The following is a 19,052-nucleotide window of genomic DNA, read 5'->3' as shown; positions in this document are numbered from 1 at the left end:
TCAGTTTCGGCGTTGCCGACGCAATCCAACTTGCTTGATCAACTCTATCGCATCTTCTGGCGGCTTTTGCTCGATCCGAAAATAATCGGACCCATCCTTATTACGCCTGATCATGTCCTTACCGATCATCGTACGCCGCAACAAAGCTGCATCACCAAACGCATGCGCCTCATTTAGGATTTGATTGACCTGTTTTTCCGCCATCTTTGTGTCCGCAGGCAACAAGGACCAGAAAACCCATATGCACACACCCTGCACTTTCAGCCTCGACGGCCAGCGCAACAGCACACCCTGCTCATCAAACTGATTGAGGCAGCGCTCCACCAACTTGTAATCAATGGCAGCATTGAGCACATCAACAATAATGTTTTGATGTGCCTTAAAACTGGCATACAAATGCTGGTAATTCTTATATCCATTTGCTTTCGCTAACAGATTTAACAAGCGCACATGCGAGAGTGGCTGTTCATTTGCTTCCAATTGTTTTGAAAGCGCTTTTGAAAATTGAGAAATATCGTCCGCGACAAGCGGGATTGATTGCTTTGACATATCACATCCACAAGGTGCCGGTTTATCGTCGTTGGTCGCTGATTTATCGACACGGCATTGAATGAATGATCAAATGCAATGGTTAAATTGGCAGGTTTAGTTTCCCTGATGCTCAGGGACAGCGACACCTTGGTTCTGCCGACCAAGTAAACGATACCACACCCAAATAGATGTCGACAAGCGTTCGAGGCATCTTAAACGGTGCTTTTTGTAAGCGTCGATTTGGCACCCCTACCGGTCACCAAGACAATGGCAAACACAATCACCACAAGCGCGAACACACGGCTCCAACCAAACGGTTCTCCCAACCAAAATACGCCAATTAGCGCGCCACCCACAGGCACCGCAAAATTGATCTGCGACATATGCCGAGCGTCAAGTCGAACAATCAAGTAGAAGTAGATCAATGTCGCCATCGCTGTCGGGAATACCCCAAGGTACAAAAGTGCAGCCAATGACTCAGTACTTGGTGACGCTAGTGTGCCAAAGTCGACAAATACTAAGCTTGCAATGCCAATACATGCCGCACCAACCAACATCGAACCGGCAGCCATTTCCATAGGCGGTTTCTTCGGGCCCCGTTTTAAAATGATTGTGGTGCTGGCATAACATATTGCAGCACCGACCAAAGCCGCCTGCCCAACGATATGGCTGCCAATGGCCGTCAGCGCGCCAAAGCCAAACAATGCGATAACGCCGACAAAGCCAACGATAACGCCCCAGGTTGAACGCTGTGTTAGCGCTTCCCCTGGCAGCACAAAATGCGCAAGGACCACCGTTACAATGGGCGCAACGCCCATCAATATTGCCGCCAAACTGCTATCCACGTTCAGCTCACCAAATGAAATCAAAAAGAACGGCAACGCGTTGCCCAATATCCCGGTGATCGCGTAAAGCTTCAAACTCTGCATATCTCGGGGCAGCGACTTCTTCATGAACGCCAACACGCCCAACAATAATATTGCGCCAATGGCCATCCGGCCAAACACCAGCAACATCGGATCAATCGTCGTCACGCCAATTTTGATAAGGGCGTAAGAGGAACTCCAAATCGCGGCCAGCAAGAGCCACAACAAGATGTTGGTCATTTCATAATCACTTTCAAGAAAATGCGGACTTGATTTGCTACAGTTTATGTAGCATATATTGCTACAGTAATTGTAGCAAGAGATTTTATCGTATGGTCGATCGCGGGGTCCCATCATGAGCCAAGGTTCAGAACTGGCAAAAATTTTCAAGCCCGGCCAAGAGGTGCGCGGCTCAAAAACCGGCGAACCGATAATGGTGCTGTTCGACCTTTTGGGCCGCCGTTGGGCGATGGGAATCTTATGGAACCTTAGCGAAGGGCCACGCACATTTCGTGACCTGCAAACCCGCTGCGGATCCGCTTCCCCAACCGTGCTCAACACAAGACTAAAAGAATTACGCATTGTTGGACTGATCGAGAAAACAGAGCATGGCTACGCCCTTACCCAAAAGGGCGAAGAACTATACAAACTCCTCGACCCGCTTGGCGATTGGGCCGCGATCTGGAGGAATGGTTTGGGCAATGCCGATTGAATCAATCTGTGAACGTCCCGATTCAAATTCTCATCTCTTGCCCATAATCACCTGAAATTGAACATTTTATTTGCAGATTCAGCGAACGCAGGAAGGCACCAATTTTATTGCGCCTTCCCGCTTTTTATTTATCCGGCAGAGGTTTCCAACTTCAGCACGGTTTGGCCAGATGGCTCGTCAAAGCGTCGAGCGACTTCAACAAACCCATACCGTTTGTAAAATGCACGGCCGATTTTGTTATTTTCAAACACTTCAACAATCAGCTGCCCTTTCAGTTTTGCTGCATGGTCAGTCATCGCTTTGCCATAACCATTGCCGTGCTGTGCTGGGTCCAAAAACAGACCGCCAATTTCATTACCCAATAGAGAAATAAATCCAATCGGCAGCCCGCTGGCATGCAGCACCCAAGTCTCAGCGTTGGGCAAATAGATCGTTCGCATATCCGATGCGACTTGGCGCACAAATGCCTCGTCTAAAAACGGATGTGCGAGCGCATTGGCGGATTGCCAGATACCGATCAACGCGTCGGTATCACTGTCTACATATTTGCTGATTTCAATTTGACCTGAAGTCATTATTCAATTTCCACTTTACTTATCTATTGTCGAACTGGGGACGTGCAGATTCCACACCCAACCGCGTCGCGCGATAGGGTTTCCCATTGATCGATTTTATGAGGCGCCGTTTTTTAAGGCGCATAAACACTTTGAGCGTGCAGTCGGTCAGCACGTGACCGTCACGCGTAAAGCAAGTTACTTTTCGAATTTTGCCGTGTTCATTGCGTTCGTGGTGGATGGCTCCACCTTGCGTAAGAACGTGCAAAACACGTTGTTCATGTTTTGAGATATTCAACGGAGCTATCCATTTGACGTGAGAACACAACAAAGGGTTTGCTCAATGCGTCGCGCCTGAGCAGGTCCTTTGGATCAAATGTTCCTAAAGATTAGGAACTAGCGGGCTACCGCATTCTCTAACATCAAATCTCCATAGCCTTCGGGGTTTAGTTGAAGGCGAAAAAACCATATAACAAACTCGAATTGGCCAAACAAGCAACCAGCGCACAACTTTATCGTTCGTTGCAAACACGCAACATCTGCCGACCGTGCGTCGCGTTCAATTTCCGCCAAACCCTTGCTGTTACGTTAAAAATCCCTACCTTACGCATAAGGCAAAAACTAAGGACGACGGCAATATGAGCAATTGGGCGGACGAAACCCGCATTGCGCTTGATAATGTAGTGGACAATGTTCAAGGCATTTTCACCCCCACTTTGCGCCTTGGTGTCACCGGGCTTTCGCGTGCGGGCAAAACCGTGTTCATCACCTCGCTGATCCACCAATTGCTTGAAGGCAACAATTTGCCGCTCTTCAAACCGCTGGCCGATGGCCGCGTGATCGGCGTTAAACTTGCACCGCCTCCCAACCAAGGCATGCCCCGTTTCGCCTATGAAGATCATCTGGCAGCACTGACAGGACAAAAGCGGCATTGGCCCACCTCAACCCGCCAGATTTCCGAACTGCGCCTCACCGTAAAGTATCAAAGCGCCTCATGGATGGGCAATATCACTGGGCCCCAGGAAGTTCACATCGACATTGTCGATTATCCCGGCGAATGGCTACTCGACCTACCATTGATCAAAAAAAACTATGCAGAATGGTCCATGCAGGCCTTCGAAAATGCCAGCGAACCCGCGCGACGTGACCTCGCAAAGGACTGGAAAGCGCTGGCCAACGACATCAAGCCAAATGCCGAATTTGATGAGGCAACCGCGCAAAAGCTTTCAACAGCGTTCAAATCATATCTCAGCGAATGCCGCGAGGATGCCCACGCCCTGTCCGCACTGCCCCCGGGTCGATTTCTAATGCCTGGCGATCTGGAAGGCTCACCAGCGCTTTCCTTCGCACCCTTGCCGCCCCAGTCCGGTGCAAAACCAAACACCAGTTTTTATGCGACCATGGAAAAGCGCTATGAAGCTTACAAGGATTTGGTGGTGCGTCCATTTTTCCGCGAACATTTCGCCCGCATTGACCGCCAGATCGTGCTCGTCGATACGCTATCCGCGCTCAATGCAGGCCCCGCCGCAGTGAAAGATCTGCAATCCGCAATTGGCGATATTCTGAGCTGTTTCCGCGCAGGCTCAAACAATATTCTCTCCGCTCTATTTTCGACCAAGATCGATAAAATCTTGTTCGCCAGCACCAAGGCGGATCACTTGCATCACACCAGCCACAATCAGCTTGAAATGATCCTCAACCACCTTGTCGCCAACGCAGCAAGAGACGCCCAGTATAAGGGCGCAGCGACGTCATCCCTTGCTCTATCTTCGGTGCGCGCCACCTGCGAAGGGCAGGTTGAGCATGAAGGCGAAACCCTCGACACCATCATCGGCACTCCCCAAAAGGGCGAACAGCTTGCAGACAAAGCCTATGACGGCAAAAAGGAAATAGCGTTATTTCCCGGTGAGTTACCGGACAAACCGGAATCAGTTTTTGATCCAGCCGCATCCCATATTGGTCAACTCAAATTTCTGCGCTTTCGGCCACCAACGCCGGAAACAGACAGCAACGGCCACCTGAAACTGCCCCATATCCGCCTTGATCGCGCCATCCAGTTCCTCATCGGAGACAAGCTACAATGAAGAAGCCAGTCGCAATTGAGCTCGATGCAGAAAAACCGAAAAAGCCGACATCAAGGCAAAAGACGAAACCGCAAACAGCGCCGCTTGTATTTGAAGTAGCCGAAACAAAAATTGAAGCGGAAACCGACTTTAATGCAGACCTCGTTGATACTACTGAAATCGCCCTGCCCAAACGCTCGCTATGGTCAAAACTATTTTGGGCCGCCCTTGCGTTTTTAGTTTCACTTGGCACAGGCCTAGCATTGGAACGCCTTATCAGCGACCTATTCGCACGATACCCGGCCTTGGGGTGGGTTGGCCTCGCCGCCGTCGCAATCATGTTGCTGGCCTTGCTTGCCCTCATCATGCGCGAAATTTTCGGCATGATGCGTTTGCGCAAGCTTGAACATTTGCGCAATGCAGCACAAGAAGCCCACGACCAAAATAGACTAAAAGACTCCCGCAACGTTGCCGCTGACGTTCGGGAACTTTACGCAGACCGCCCCGATTGCGCCCGTGCTGTCGCCACATATGATGAAGGCGCAACGGGCATTCACGATGCGGAACATGTGCTGCCATTTGCCGAACGCAACCTGCAACATCCGCTCGACAAAAAAGCCCAAGCGATGATCGCATCATCGGCGCGCCGGATTGCCCTTGTCACCAGCGTCAGCCCCCGCGCGATCATCGATATCGCATTCGTCCTCTTTGAAAGTTTCCGCCTCTCTCGACGCGTGGCCACGCTTTACGGCGCACGGCCCGGCTTTTTCGGGTTTCTGACCCTCTCAAAAGCCATCCTTGGCCATCTCGCCCTTACTGGCGGCATCGCACTAGGCGACAGCGTGCTGCAGCAGCTGTTGGGCCACGGCATCGCCGCCCGGGTGTCCACAAAGCTTGGCGAGGGGGTCATCAACGGGCTGATGACCGTCAGGGTCGGTATCGCCGCCATGCGCGTCACCCGCCCGATGCCGTTTCTCGACAAAAAAGCCCCAACCGTCAGCGAGTTTTTGCCTGAACTGGTCAAACTGGCGAAGGACGAGAACGTGGACGCCAAACCCTAATAGGCATCCTTAAACTTCAGCCACTCCATGCCATAGGCAAGGTCGTCTTCATCTCGCCCCTTTGGCGTTAGGTCAAGGAAATTATAAACGCCATTCATCAAATCTAAGCCACGGCTGTAGGCCGAATAGGTGTGATAAATATCATCCCCATTTCGCGCAAATGTGCTGATGCCCGGCATTTCGCTTGCATCGCTTTCAAACGGCTTGAAATTATAGTGTTTACCCGCCTGATCCGCATCAAACGACACGTGGAAATCAAGATTGAACGTGCTCGGCGCTGACGAAACCCAATCAAATGTCCAACCCATCCGTTCTTTGAACTGCGTAAACACGCTCATCGGCGCCCGTGAAATCACTTTGAACGCAACATCCCGCGCCGCAAAATGCGCATCATTGCCGTTGAAATTGTCAGCCCAGAACGAGCAACTTTTGCACCCCTGTTTCCAGTCTGGCCCATACATATAGTGATAGACCAACAATTGTTGTTTATCGCCAAACAGCTCCAACAGGTTTTCTTCACCGCGCTCCGTCTCAAAACGATAATCTTTATCGACCTTAACCCAAGACATTTCCCGGCGCTTAGCGCTCAGCTTGTCTTTTAGACGGGTGAATTCTTTTTCTTCTGCCAACAATGCCCGGCGCTCATTTTCCCATGTGGCGCGATCAACAATTTTGTTCAGCTTCATCTCTTTCTCCCTTATCCATCAGCCTAACATCAAACTTGCTTTCACCTCCATGTCGAACCAACCCGCCCCAATTCGACAACAAGTTTGAAATTTTTCCTGGCGCATAAAGAAAGCACATTATTTCTAAATCTGCTTGACGATCCCAAACTTGAGGCGTAGAGGCATCTTTATGACCTTTGCCGCTCGCCTTGAAAAACTCCGCACGCCCTATTTTATGCTTATCCTGATGGCCATCACCATTCAGGTCGGCTTTGCCTCGTGGAGCGCTATTCTAAACAATTTCGCCCATGATGAGGCCGCCTTCACTGGAGCCGATATGGGGCTGCTGCAATCCATCCGCGAAATTCCGGGCTTCTTGGCTTTCACCGCCGTCTTTTTCATTCTGGTGTGGCGCGAACAGACATTTGCACTGATCTCTTTGGTCGTGTTCGGTGTCGGCATTGCTATCACCGGCTTGTTCCCCAGCGTCACGGGGCTTTTGATTACAACCTTCATCATGTCGCTTGGTTTCCACTATTACGAAACGATGAACCAAAGCCTGCAACTCCAGTGGCTGCCCAAAGCCACGGCCGCCAAGCAGCTGGGCACCATTTTGGCCGCGAGCGCATTCGGTCAATTGCTGATTTATGGGCTTGTGATCCTCTTGTGGAAAGTGTTCGCCCTGCCCTATGACGCAATGTTCCTCGTTTTTGGCGGCATCACATTGGGCCTGACATTATTCATCATTCTGTTCTTCCCCCAATTCAAACAACCACATCTTCAAAACAAAAAACTGATCCTGAGAAAGCGCTATTGGCTCTATTATGCGCTGACCTTCATGGCAGGTGCGCGCCGTCAAATCTTTGTCGTTTTTGCGGCTTGGATGATGGTGGAAAAATTCGGCTATCACGTACACGAAGTGGCAATTTTGTTCATCATCAACGTGACGTTCAATATGTTTTTTGCCCGCCGTATTGGCGCGGCCATTGGACATTTCGGCGAACGTGCGGCCCTCACCTTCGAATATGTCGGGCTGATCTTGGTGTTCGTCGCCTATGCCTTTGTTGACAATGCGATTTTAGGCGCATCACTCTATGTGATCGATCACTTTTTCTTTGCCCTTGCCATCGCCATGAAAACCTATTTCCAAAAGATCGCCGACCCAGCCGATATGGCCCCAACCGCCGCGGTGGCCTTCACCATCAACCACATCGCCGCCGTGGTCATCCCCGTCATTTTCGGCCTCATCTGGATCCACAATCCGGCCTATGTGTTCTTCGCCGGCGCAGGGTTTGCCGCCCTCAGCTTGGGTCTATCTCAACTCATCCCCCGTAATCCGGTAGAAGGGCATGAGACATTGTTGGTGAAACCCAATCCCACTTCTGGTTCCTAAGGTTCGAGCATATGGGATGGGACGCATTAAAACACTGGGACAAAGATGCAAAACGCATAAAGCGTTTCGAAGATGGCGTGGCCAATGATGTCTGGCGCGTATCGGTCCGAGGAAAAATTGCGGTTGCCCGTCTTGGGCACAGAAGCGATGAAGATTTGCGTTGGGAAACTGATCTTACAAACTTCTTAAGCGAAAACGGTATTTGGGTCCCTAAGCCCATCCAAACACGAGATGGCAAAAACTTCTCCAACGGACTAGTCGTCATGGAGTATGTGGATGGTTCGCCGCCAAATTCACCTGAGGACTGGCAAAACGTGGTGAAGACCATCAAGCGCGTTCATGCGCTGACAAAAGACTGGCCACAAAGACCCGGTTGGAAATCATCGACCGACTTGGTCCATGTCGAAACTGGCACCAAAACTGACCTAACAAAAATACCCACAGAAGGCGTTGCACGCTGCCGCAATGCTTGGCGCAAGATCGAACATATGCCCAAAAGCGTCGTCCATGGCGATCTCAATGCTGGCAACATTTTGATCAACAAGGGTCGGGTGGCGCTCATCGATTGGGACGAAGCCCGCGTTGACGTTTCAGCCCTCGACCTTGCGCTGCCCAACAATGTAGCCAACCTAAATGCCAACGATTTAGCAATTATCTCGCAAGCCGTTTCTGCGTGGGAAGCTACTGTATGCTGGGGCGATGATTATTCAAAAAAGCGATTGTCTGAGGTTAAGGGCGTTTAGTCGGTTAAACCGCTCAAAGCTTTCAACCGACAGAACGCACGACGTGCCAGCGGCAAAAAAGCAACACCAATCTCTCTTTCCAAATCCCCCCATTGTCATCTAAAAAATTGTGATTTAGCGTTTGATTACACGTCGCGTCAATTTCGCGGCAATACTAAATTCAACAAAGTGAGGCTCCAATGGGCAAAGGCAATTTTTCAAGAAACCTGAACTTTAATCTTGAGAAAATGATGGCCCATGCGCACCTTGAATTTAGGAATACTCGCCCACGTAGATGCGGGCAAAACTAGCCTCACAGAACGTCTGCTTTTTGCAGCAAATGTCATTCACAATATTGGCTCAGTCGATGGCGGCAACACCCAAACCGACACGTTAGAGCTAGAACGCCAACGTGGCATCACGATCAAGGCGGCCGTTGTTTCGTTTAAAATCAACGATTTAACCGTCAATCTGATCGACACCCCCGGCCACCCCGATTTCATCGCCGAGGTTGAGCGCGTGCTCAACGTGCTGGACGGCGCGGTGTTGGTTGTCTCCGCTGTTGAGGGCATTCAACCCCAAACCCGCATCCTAATGCGGGCATTGAAGCGGCTTAACATCCCCACGATGATCTTTATCAATAAGATCGATCGCATGGGTGCGGATTGCGTTAGCTTGCTCGACCAGATTGGCAACAATCTCGCACCAAGGCCAATTGCACTGGGCGCTGTCGTGGACGAAGGCACCAAATCCGCAAACTACGCCTCGTTTGACTTTGCCGACCAGCAGTTCATCGAGCAATTGGTCGAAAATCTGTCGGAACAGGACGAGCAGTTGTTAGAAGATTATTTGACCAATCAAGCCCGCCTCACCGCGTCTCGATTGAGGCAAATTCTGGCAGATCAAACCGCCTCCGGCGACGTCACCCCTGTTGTCTTTGGCTCCGCCATGTCGGGCGCGGGCATTGAAGCCGTGCAGAACGCTATCGCAACCCTATTGCCCTCTGTTTCGGGCGACCCTGAAGCGCCTCTTTCGGGCAAAATCTTCAAGGTTGATCGCGGCTGGGGCGGCGAACGCGTCGCCTATGCTGCAATCACATCCGGCCGGATCAACAATCGCGACATCATCCCGCTACCCAATGGCGAAGCCCGCATCAAAGGCATTCAGTTATTCGAGGCGGGCAAAACACATGCGGCTCCAAGCGCGGAAGCCGGAAACATCGCGATCCTGTCTGGACTAACAGACGCAAAAATTGGCAACATGATTGGTAAAACAGCAGATTCGCAAACTAAGCAACATTTCGCACCGCCCACATTGGAAACCCGCGTCTCACCGCATAACCATTCTGATCTTGGCAATCTTTGGCTCGCCCTTTCTCAAATGGCGGACCAAGACCCGTTGATCAATTTGCGCAAGAACGATGAAACGCAACACATATTTGTTTCCCTTTATGGCGAAGTGCAAAAAGAAGTCATCCAGCAAACACTGTTAGCCGACTTCAACATTCCCGTTACATTTGAAAAATCGACCATCATCTGCGTCGAACGCATCACGCAAACCAAAAGTGCCATCGAGCAAATCGGGCAAGAGAGCAATCCCTATTACGCTACGGTCGGCCTACGTGTCGAGCCACGTGAGACTGGCAGCGGCAACTTGATCAGCATTGAAGCCAATATCGGGCAAATGCCGGCAGGCTTTTACACGGCCATTGAAACAACAATTGAAGAATATCTGAATCAAGGTCTTTATGGCTGGCAAATTATCGACTGCCATGTCACCATCACCCATACAAAATGGATGTCCCCGGTCACCACCGCCAATGATTTCCGTGAACTGACCCCCTTAGTGTTGGCAAGTGTGCTGCAACAGGCACAGCCCACCATTTGTGAACCCATCAACCTTTTCCATCTGGAGCTGCCGATGAACGCCGTTGGTTCAATTATGCCTGTTATTGCCAAAGCTGGCGCCCAAACCCAAACGTCTCACCCAAAAGGCAACAATACGATCATGGAGGGTTTGATTGCCGCCGCACAGGTTCAAAATATCCAACAGGTGCTGCCAAACCTTACGAGCGGCGAAGGCATTTTGGAATGCACGTTCAGCCATTTTGCCCCAATTTCGGGCGATGCGCCCGTGCGCACCCGGTCAGGGCCAAATCCATTCGATAGGGAGGATTATATGCATCACATGCGCCGAAAACCGGGCACGATCTAGTCATCCCTAAATAAATGGATCGTATGCCCATTGCAAAAGAGCTTGGCGTTGGCGCGGGCGGCAAAATATGTCACCCGGCTCACAGTTCGCACGGATCTGCCCGGCATGTCTTGCAAACCCACGCCAGCGTTTTATTTGCTTGGCATCGATTTCGGGCAATCTGCGCCCGAGGAAATACCGACAATACCACTGGAACCAACCACGCGGGTCCGGGCCATAAATCCATCCCTTTTGCTGCCACACAAGCAAAGGTTGGCGGCTCTTAATGCTAAAATAATTCAACTCAATATTTGGACGCTCCGCAATCCGGGCATATTCAAACCAATCAGCAGGAAATTCATCTTGGCAGTCATTGAGATATTTGCCTTCAAACACCCCCATTTCCAGCATTTGCTTGGGGGTAAAATGCGGCACAAAACTTGAATCAAACGGCCCACCCATTGGCGCAACCAACTGATAAGAATAGCCCTTTTGCATCCCGTCATTCACTCGAACGATATCCCCAACCGCCACCAAACACATCCTCGAAAAGCCAAAACCTATATGTAGTACGAACGCCAATGAACGCGGATCACTTTGGACCAAGCATGAGCAAAAAATCTGTTCGGCACACGTCAATGGTCACAAGCGGACGTCCAACCAACCTCACGCGCGTTTGCGCGAAACTTGTTCCCATCCTTTTAGCAAGGCGGCCCTTCTGCCGGGGTATTTCTCGCCCAGCACCTTCAGCTCTTTAATGCGTTCAGTCTTGAAGTGGCGGTAGTCTTCTTTGGTTTCGCACCAACCAACAAGATATCGCGTGCGGTCTAAAAATGCGATCAGCAACGGCCAAACGATCCGATCAGTCTGGCTCCCATCGCGGTCCGCATAGATCAATTGAAGGCGGTAGCGCTCGCGAATGGCATGGCGCAGCAACGCGCTGTCAAATCGCTCAGATAGTCTGACCCGAGTTTGGATCGCCTTCGAGCTACCATCCAAAACGATTGGCCGAAGTTCTTTTGGAATAGCTTCGGAGAGTTTTGACACAAGGTCACGTGCAGCGCGGGCTAATGAGGGGTCAGCTTCGGCCTCAACCCACGCCGCACCAAGTGCCGCTGCCTCCAATTCGTCAGCTGTCAGCATCAATGGGGGCATGTCATATCCATCATTAAGAACATACCCAATTCCCGCTTCCCCAGTGATGGGAATACGTTGCGCATGAAGCTCCGCCATGTCGCGATATAAAGTGCTAAGTGAAATTTCCAACTCATCTGCAAGCTCTTTTCCAGTAATTGGCGAACGGTTAGATCGCAATATTTGTATTATCTGGAAAAGTCGCTCTGTGCGACGCATTTTCGTGCCCTCCTCTCACACTACTGTCACAACGGTGAGAGTAGGGCAATGTTATTGAAGTCTAGAAACGGGCAAACAAACGCCATGCAAACTATTGATAAGGGAAATTCAATGATCCATTTTAAACGCAACCGCACAATCAACGCCTCCCCAGAAGCTGTATGGGCTGTCCTTGGCCAGTTCATGGCAATTGACGAATTTGCACCACAAATAACCAAAGTTGACGCGCTAACAACCGGGGAAGACGGATTGGGGTCCAAGCGGCGCAACCATTTTGCCAACGGCACATCCGTTGTTGAGGAAGTGACGGACTGGAGATCCGGCAAAGGCTTCACCGTTGAATTGTGCGACATGGCCGCAATGCCGTTGCATAAAGCAAGTTCTCAGGTGCTTATTCAACCTGTTGGTGGCAAATCTAAAGTGAGTTGGACCTTTGATTACAAAGTCAAATATGGTCCATTGGGTTGGCTCATGGGGCAGACTATGATGAAAATGATGATGGGCAAAATCATCGATCAAAACCTGATTGGCCTGGAAAACAAAGTGCTTTCAAACTAACGCATCCAGCGCCCGCAAGCCCGTACCTATTCACCTGCTCGGATCGCCAGTTACCCCAGCAAGACCGTCCCTTCGGTCATTTGCTGCGCGGCGGGTCAAATCTTCCTCGTTTATTTCGCTGGAAGGTTGACCCATATTCTGGCGTATCCGTTCGGGGTTAAGCTATTTAGCAACACCGTTGTTTATTCTTCGAACCCAATTGGGTGCCTTAGCAAAGCTTTTGCGGTGCATATTTACACAAATTGCGCTCATCTCCCAATCAAAATTTCTGAAAAACTTGCACAATACTCCAAATGTTAGGTTTTTGGCGTGACGAATGCAGATTGGCTTGCTAGACATGAATCAACGGAGATCGTCATGTCATTGGCCCAATTGCAAAACCTTGCGGAACGCTACAACAACATTGAGCACAATGTTTCAGCGCGCGCACTACCGGGCCTGCATGTATTTCAGAAGGACAAAACCTCCGAATTTGAAGCTGTAATTTACAATCCCGTTATTTGTCTAATCCTACGAGGGGAAAAAGAAACGCACATTGGCAAGCAATGCGTGTCCTTAAAAAAAGGCGACGCCCTTTTGGTCAGCCACGACCTGCCCGTCTGCTCAAAAATCACAAAAGCAAGCACCAACGCGCCCTATCTCTCCCTTGTTCTCGAACTAGATATTGGCATTGTCCGCTCCCTTTATGAACAAGTTGGAGAAGCAATATCCGATGTCGCCGACGCTAGATCACTAACTGCCTGCGCTGTGGAACCAGCATGGGCTGAGCCTTTGGCGCGATATCTTGAATTGATGGACAACGCCCTCGAGGCGAAAGTGCTTGGGCCCCTTATTGTCAAAGAAATTCATTTCCGACTGCTTATGTCGCCAATTGGCGGTATGCTGAAAAACCTGCTTTCGGTTGACAGCCATGCCAGTCGCATTGCCAAGGCCATAATGCAAATTCGCACCAGCTTTCGCGAACCATTGATTGTTGCCCACCTCGCCGACCTGGCAGGCATGAGCCAATCCTCGTTTCACGAACATTTCAAATCCGTAACCGGCACCACGCCATTGCAATATCAAAAAGATCTTCGGATGATCGAAGCGCGCAGCCTATTGGCAAGCGGCACAATTTCTGTATCCGATGCTGGATCTGACGTTGGCTATGAAAGTCCCACACACTTTAGCCGAGACTATTCTCGAAAGTTCGGCTGCTCACCAAAACATCACCTCGCACAGGCCCAATAGTTTGGCATCGGCCGCGTCCAAAATGGAAAATCCCAAAAGGAAACCCAAATGACCGCAGAATTTCTATTTATCACATTCACCATATTTCTGGCGGGGATGATTGCCGTGCCACTGGCGTCACGCTTTGGGTTAGGGTCGGTGCTCGGCTATCTCATCGCCGGTATTGCTATTGGTCCCATCCTGCATTGGGCCGGGGTCGATGTGGTTGGCCTTCAGCACTTCACCGAATTTGGTGTCGTCATGATGCTGTTCCTTATTGGTTTGGAAATGCAGCCCAAAGTCCTCTGGGCCATGCGGGCGCGCATTTTCTTGATGGGCGGACTGCAGGTCGGGTTAACAGCGGCGGCTGTAATGGCAGTGTCGATTGTATTCGGACAACCTTGGACAGTTGCTCTAGCCATCGGCTTAATCTTTGCGCTCTCTTCCACGGCAATTGTCACGCAAACGCTGAACGAAAAAGGGTTGATGAAAAGCGATGGCGGGCAAGCGAGTTTCTCGGTGCTTTTGTTTCAAGATATTGCGGTTATCCCAATGCTCGCGCTTATCCCGCTTTTGGCGCTGCCCGAACTGGTCGACGCTTTACATCACGGCGATGACCACGGCGGTGGGCATGGTGAAGCCGGACTAAACCTAAGCCTTGTTGAAGGTCTTCCTGGCTGGCAAACTGCTATCGTTACATTGGCTGCCGTCGGCGCTGTAATTGTTGCTGGGCGCTATTTGACCGGCCCAATATTCCGCTATGTTGCCCGCGCCCGATTGCGCGAATTGTTCGTCAGCACCGCATTGATGATGGTGGTGGGCATTGCCCTATTGATGACGATGGTTGGTCTATCCCCAGCGCTGGGCACATTCCTGGCTGGTGTCGTCATGGCCAACAGCGAATATCGACACGAACTGGAAAGCGACATCGCGCCGTTCAAAGGCATCTTCCTTGGCGTGTTTTTCATCACCGTGGGTGCCAGTATCGACTTCGCATTGTTCAGCGAAAACATGGCACTGATTGTTGGTTTAACCCTCGGGTTGATTGCACTTAAAGGCGGCATTATGTTTGTGCTGGGCATTGTGTTCAAGCTCCGCAGCAGCGACAAATGGTTGTTTTCTTTGGGTCTCGCGCAGGCTGGTGAATTCGGCTTTGTGCTCGTGTCCTTCACCGTTGCAAACGCAGTGGTTCCGGGCCCTATTGCAGACCTATTGCTGCTGGTTGTTGCGCTCTCCATGTTGCTCACTCCAGCTCTATTCATCTGCTATGATAAGATCATTGTGCCGCGTTATGCGCGCCAACAATCCCAAGAAGCTGATGAAATGCCGTCTGATGCAAAAATCATTATTGCAGGACATGGTCGTTTTGGCGGCATAGTCAATCGCGCGCTACAAGCAGCAGACTATGAAACAACGGTTATCGACTATAGCAACGAGCAATTGGCTATGCTGCGCCGCTTCGGCCTCAGTGCCTATTTCGGTGACGCAACCCGTCCTGACCTTCTTCATGCTGCGGGTATCGATAATGCCAAAATGCTTGTGATCGCTATCGACAACAAAGAAGCAGCAACAGAGCTTGCCCGGTACATGAAAGAAACCCATCCAAGGGTGCACGTGATCGCCCGTGCAATTGACCGTTGGCACGTCTACGATCTTTGGGCAGCGGGTTGTCGCGACATTATTCGCGAGACTTATGACAGCTCCATCCGCGCTGCTCGCTCTGCCTTCGAAGCTCTAGGTTATCCGCGCAATCAAGCGGAAGATATGACTGACGTATTCGAAGAACATGACCGCAAAACGATGATCGAAACGGCTCAAGCCTTTATCGAAAGCGAAGACCCACTAAGCGACGACAGTCCCTATGCTCAAATGATCCATGAGAAAATTGGATTGTGGGAAGAGGAGTTAAAGGCAGACATGCGAGAAGCTCGCAAGATCGCGCTTTCAGCGTAATCTATTCACGCACATCCCGGCCCGGCAAGGTGATCTCACCTTTTCGGGCCGGTGGAAATCCAATTCCCCATACTGGCAAACCCAGAACGAATTGGGTTGCGCAAAAACTTATCCACGCCCCTTCAAACCTCCTCTAAACTAGTGCCCATCTTCTACCCCAAGCGACCATCGACGGATGGAGGGGAAATTGTCTATTTTCTCTGATGTTGGTCGATTCGCACATTTGTGATTTCCAACTTCATCATAAGTGCGGGTCAAACCGCATCTTCAGACAATTGGAAGAGGCAAGTGCCCCAAGCGGTCGCGTTTGGGAAACGCTTAGATCATATGTCCAGTCTGACACCGAAGGCAGCCGTCAGTCATCAATGGGTCTGTTCCCATTCAAAGTTTTTGCTTTGGCTTTCCGGCACCCCAACTGGGTGCACAACAGCGGAAATTGTGATGTAGGTAAAGGGGATAGAAGGGTTTAGCACCCCGGGGAATCTGATTGAACGCGCAAAAAACCTGTCGCACGAGGCGTTTCTTGTCTCATCCCAAAGCCACCATAACGAGACAATAACCGCCTCGTGTATCGCAACCAATTTGGAAAACTCGGATGCAACAGCATGTCGGGGGATTTGGTGTGAATTCCGTGTGGGCGACACCAAAAACCTTGTCACCCTCGGGCTTGACCCGAGGGTCCATATGAAGCCAGCAAATCGAATAGCTCAATATCGTCAACTCAAAAATTGGATGGAAACTCGGATCAAACCAAAGGTTCACAAAACATTCCTCCCGCAGCCCTCATGGTGAGCTTGTGGAACCATGAATGTGGTGCCCACTGTTCCATCCTTCGACAAGCTCAGGATGAAGCGGAGAAGCGTTTATGCTCGTGACCATCCAACGCCGTGCAGGACTAACGAACGCATTCGCAGCAAAGGCAACGCAAAAATCTTGGGATACTGTCCAGACGTTCAATTGGCGTTCGAATGGATTTCACGGAACTCGACCTAAGGCTGGCAGCCCAACTACTTTTGCATTCCCCAGCACTGGTACAGCGCCGAAGTTAGAAAGCCACAACTGCCCGCACTAACCACGATCAAACCCAGACGTGATGTTGACAAATGAATTAGTGTCCATAAAGTATAGCAACCATATTTTTTGATCGGTGAGAAATTCTTTGCCGATTTTAAGCGAAATACCTTCGCTTCAATCGACGTCGAATTGCCCAAATCTCAAGATGAAGAAAATGGTTGTCAGCTCAATTGAGCCGAAATACCGCAAATTTAAGAACAAGCAAGACTTTGTCATCTTGCGCCAAATAGGAGTTTTTCAAGAATGCGTACATTATTTAAGGCTGTCGCAATGCTCACATTATTCAGTGGAGCTGCAGTTGCTTCAGAGCCCTTCAAAGAAGTCACAGTGGGCATACCGGTGGCATCCATTGCTGAAGCAGAGGCCTGGTACACCAAACTATTCGGGGACGACGTAGAGATCATCCGTCCAGTGCCAGGCGTTGTTGAATTCAAAGCATCGGCGGGCGTTTGGATTCAGATATTCGAGGTGGATGAGCCAAGTTCTGCCGGCTCGATCATTCGCTTCAGTGTCGACAATATGGAAGTCGCGCAGGCAAGTAGAACGGCGAAAAACATCGACACAGGCCAAGCAATAGCCGTTCCCGACGTGGTCACATTTTCAGAATTCACGGATCCGGATGGCAACGGTTTAGGCTTCTACGCACTGCCATAAAGACAAAATAAACGCACCCTCAAAACTCTTTGAGGGTGCCCATAAATCATAAAGGAAAAGAAGGAGGAACCGTGAGCGAAAACTATGCCACTTTTTCTTCAGGCTTCGCACTCGGTGCAAGGGCAACTTTAAGCCCGTCCAACTCGTCGCTCATCAGGATTTGACAAGAAAGGCGCGAGTTATCTTGAACGTCAGGAACCGTGTCAAGCATATCTTCTTCTTCGTCCGTCGCCGGATGAAGTTTGCTCGCCCATTCAGGGTCAACGAAAACGTGACAGGTCGCGCAGGCGCAAGCACCACCACATTCAGCTTTAATGGGAAGATCCCAATCGCGGATGACTTCCATCACCCGCCAGCCGTCAAGGGCTTCTAGCTCGTGTTCTTTGCCATCATGATCTGTCACGTAAACGCGCATTATTTCACTCCAAGCTTCTTCTGCAAGCTGGTCGAAGACGTTGTATATTGAAACACAACCTTTTGATCCGGATGAATAATCTTCTTTGCGGCGTGGGCCATCAAAGCAGCTTCATGGAAGCCAGAAAGGATCAGTTTAAGCTTACCGGGATAGTGGTTGATGTCACCAATCGCGTAAATTCCCTCTTCAGATGTGGCGAACTTCTCAGTATCCACATTGATCAGGTTTTCATGCAAATTCAGCCCCCAGTCTGCAACTGGGCCCAATTTCATGGTTAGGCCAAAGAATGGCAGCAAACGCGAAGCAGGCAACAATGTCTCGCCTTCTTTGCTTTTGATGTTCACCCCGGTCAATTGACCATTCTCGCCTTCAAGATTGGCAATTTGGCCGAGCTCGAACTTGATCTTGCCCGCTTCAACAAGCGCACGCATTTTGTTCACACTGTCTGTGTGCGCGCGGAAGCTGTCGCGACGGTGCACAAGAGTTACCGACTTTGCGATGTCCGCAAGGTTCAAAGTCCAATCCAGCGCACTATCGCCACCGCCAACAATGACGATGTCATGATCGCGGAATTCCTCCCGACGACGCACAGCATAGAACACAGACTTATTCTCGTATTCTTCAATGCCAGGAACCGGTGGGCGCTTAGGCTGGAACGATCCGCCACCGGCCGCGATTACCACAACCTTGCATTTGAAGGTTTGATTGTCGTCGGTTTTGACAATGTAAGAGCCGTCTTCTTGCTTCTCAAGCTCGGTAACCATTTGATTATAATGGTAGGTTGGGCCAAACGGCTCGGCTTGCTCAAGCAAGTTATTTGTCAATTCCTGACCAGAAATTTCTGGGAATGCTGGAATATCATAAATCGGTTTTTCCGGATAAAGCTCGGCACACTGGCCGCCGGGCTTGTCCAATATATCGATCAGGTGGCATTTAATGTCCAACAAGCCCAACTCAAAAACAGCAAAAAGGCCAACAGGGCCTGCTCCGATGATCACCACATCGGTGACAATCTCACGCTCGCTCATTTCTCGTACTCTCTTCGTATTTTATCGCGGGCGCTGGACCACCCAGTA

19 protein-coding genes are annotated in these 19,052 nt (G+C 50.5%); 10 read left to right on the top strand and 9 right to left on the bottom strand.

Annotated features, from left to right (window positions below):
- A complete protein-coding gene (locus tag AC2D8L_RS02445) occupies window positions 1-549 on the bottom strand; it encodes a DUF2087 domain-containing protein (protein ID WP_484683866.1) in 549 nt (182 codons plus the stop codon).
- A gap of 194 nt (window positions 550-743) precedes the next feature.
- Window positions 744-1,637 (bottom strand): DMT family transporter, encoded by an 894-nt coding sequence (locus AC2D8L_RS02440; RefSeq protein WP_484683865.1) that lies wholly within the window; start codon window positions 1,635-1,637, stop codon window positions 744-746.
- Between the two features lie 115 nt (window positions 1,638-1,752).
- Between AC2D8L_RS02440 and AC2D8L_RS02435 the strand changes: the two genes are divergently transcribed.
- Window positions 1,753-2,109: a winged helix-turn-helix transcriptional regulator gene (locus AC2D8L_RS02435; RefSeq protein ID WP_484683864.1), complete on the top strand. Its 357-nt coding sequence runs from the start codon at window positions 1,753-1,755 to the stop codon at window positions 2,107-2,109.
- Between the two features lie 128 nt (window positions 2,110-2,237).
- On the opposite strand, the gene AC2D8L_RS02430 is transcribed toward AC2D8L_RS02435, so the two are convergent.
- Together AC2D8L_RS02430 and AC2D8L_RS02425 are read right to left on the bottom strand one after the other, a co-directional pair.
- Entirely contained in the window at window positions 2,238-2,684 is a 447-nt protein-coding gene (locus AC2D8L_RS02430) for a GNAT family N-acetyltransferase (RefSeq protein WP_484683863.1), read from the bottom strand.
- A 19-nt stretch (window positions 2,685-2,703) separates the two neighbouring features.
- Window positions 2,704-2,961 carry a YjhX family toxin gene (locus AC2D8L_RS02425; protein WP_484683862.1) on the bottom strand — a complete coding sequence of 86 codons (258 nt, stop codon included), beginning with the start codon at window positions 2,959-2,961 and terminating at the stop codon, window positions 2,704-2,706.
- Window positions 2,962-3,301: 340 nt separating this feature from the next.
- On the opposite strand from AC2D8L_RS02425, the gene AC2D8L_RS02420 reads away from it, so the two are divergent.
- Window positions 3,302-4,747 (top strand): YcjX family GTP-binding protein, encoded by a 1,446-nt coding sequence (locus tag AC2D8L_RS02420; protein ID WP_484683861.1) that lies wholly within the window; start codon window positions 3,302-3,304, stop codon window positions 4,745-4,747.
- Window positions 4,744-5,787, top strand: a complete 1,044-nt coding sequence (locus tag AC2D8L_RS02415; protein WP_484683860.1) for a YcjF family protein — start codon at window positions 4,744-4,746, stop codon at window positions 5,785-5,787. Before AC2D8L_RS02420 ends, AC2D8L_RS02415 begins: the two co-directional genes overlap by 4 nt.
- Here AC2D8L_RS02415 and AC2D8L_RS02410 read toward each other — a convergent pair.
- The gene (locus AC2D8L_RS02410; protein ID WP_484683859.1) at window positions 5,784-6,473 is read right to left on the bottom strand and encodes a DUF899 domain-containing protein; all 690 of its coding nucleotides are present in this window, start codon (window positions 6,471-6,473) and stop codon (window positions 5,784-5,786) included. The two genes, AC2D8L_RS02415 and AC2D8L_RS02410, sit on opposite strands and share 4 nt — an antisense overlap.
- Before the next feature lie 169 nt (window positions 6,474-6,642).
- Between AC2D8L_RS02410 and AC2D8L_RS02405 the strand changes: the two genes are divergently transcribed.
- From AC2D8L_RS02405 to AC2D8L_RS02395, 3 genes are all read left to right on the top strand, one after another.
- Window positions 6,643-7,845, top strand: a complete 1,203-nt coding sequence (locus AC2D8L_RS02405) for an MFS transporter (protein ID WP_484683858.1) — start codon at window positions 6,643-6,645, stop codon at window positions 7,843-7,845.
- A gap of 11 nt (window positions 7,846-7,856) precedes the next feature.
- Entirely contained in the window at window positions 7,857-8,588 is a 732-nt protein-coding gene (locus AC2D8L_RS02400; protein WP_484683857.1) for a phosphotransferase enzyme family protein, read from the top strand.
- A gap of 237 nt (window positions 8,589-8,825) precedes the next feature.
- Window positions 8,826-10,781 (top strand): GTP-binding protein, encoded by a 1,956-nt coding sequence (locus AC2D8L_RS02395; protein ID WP_484683856.1) that lies wholly within the window; start codon window positions 8,826-8,828, stop codon window positions 10,779-10,781.
- Window positions 10,782-10,787: 6 nt separating this feature from the next.
- Here AC2D8L_RS02395 and AC2D8L_RS02390 read toward each other — a convergent pair whose 3' ends face one another.
- Window positions 10,788-11,294 carry a hypothetical protein gene (locus AC2D8L_RS02390; RefSeq protein WP_484683855.1) on the bottom strand — a complete coding sequence of 169 codons (507 nt, stop codon included), beginning with the start codon at window positions 11,292-11,294 and terminating at the stop codon, window positions 10,788-10,790.
- 132 nt (window positions 11,295-11,426) lie between these two features.
- The gene (locus AC2D8L_RS02385) at window positions 11,427-12,113 is read right to left on the bottom strand and encodes a helix-turn-helix transcriptional regulator (RefSeq protein ID WP_484683854.1); all 687 of its coding nucleotides are present in this window, start codon (window positions 12,111-12,113) and stop codon (window positions 11,427-11,429) included.
- A 111-nt stretch (window positions 12,114-12,224) separates the two neighbouring features.
- Between AC2D8L_RS02385 and AC2D8L_RS02380 the strand changes: the two genes are divergently transcribed.
- The 4 genes from AC2D8L_RS02380 (at window position 12,225) to AC2D8L_RS02365 (ending at window position 17,561) form a co-directional block, all read left to right on the top strand.
- Window positions 12,225-12,671: an SRPBCC family protein gene (locus AC2D8L_RS02380; RefSeq protein ID WP_484683853.1), complete on the top strand. Its 447-nt coding sequence runs from the start codon at window positions 12,225-12,227 to the stop codon at window positions 12,669-12,671.
- 357 nt (window positions 12,672-13,028) lie between these two features.
- The gene (locus AC2D8L_RS02375) at window positions 13,029-13,901 is read left to right on the top strand and encodes an AraC family transcriptional regulator (RefSeq protein ID WP_484683852.1); all 873 of its coding nucleotides are present in this window, start codon (window positions 13,029-13,031) and stop codon (window positions 13,899-13,901) included.
- A 48-nt stretch (window positions 13,902-13,949) separates the two neighbouring features.
- Entirely contained in the window at window positions 13,950-15,833 is a 1,884-nt protein-coding gene (locus tag AC2D8L_RS02370; protein WP_484683851.1) for a cation:proton antiporter domain-containing protein, read from the top strand.
- Window positions 15,834-17,150: 1,317 nt separating this feature from the next.
- Window positions 17,151-17,561 (top strand): VOC family protein, encoded by a 411-nt coding sequence (locus AC2D8L_RS02365; protein WP_484683850.1) that lies wholly within the window; start codon window positions 17,151-17,153, stop codon window positions 17,559-17,561.
- Between the two features lie 82 nt (window positions 17,562-17,643).
- Here the strand turns inward: AC2D8L_RS02365 and AC2D8L_RS02360 are convergent, their stop codons facing one another.
- Window positions 17,644-17,976 (bottom strand): 2Fe-2S iron-sulfur cluster-binding protein, encoded by a 333-nt coding sequence (locus AC2D8L_RS02360; RefSeq protein WP_484683849.1) that lies wholly within the window; start codon window positions 17,974-17,976, stop codon window positions 17,644-17,646.
- Window positions 17,976-19,004: an NAD(P)/FAD-dependent oxidoreductase gene (locus tag AC2D8L_RS02355; RefSeq protein WP_484683848.1), complete on the bottom strand. Its 1,029-nt coding sequence runs from the start codon at window positions 19,002-19,004 to the stop codon at window positions 17,976-17,978. The genes AC2D8L_RS02360 and AC2D8L_RS02355 overlap by 1 nt, the downstream gene beginning before the upstream one ends.
- Window positions 19,005-19,052 lie beyond the last annotated feature (48 nt).

This window comes from Maritalea sp. YIW29, from assembly GCF_057219265.1.
This window is presented reverse-complemented; position numbering and strand designations above follow the sequence as displayed.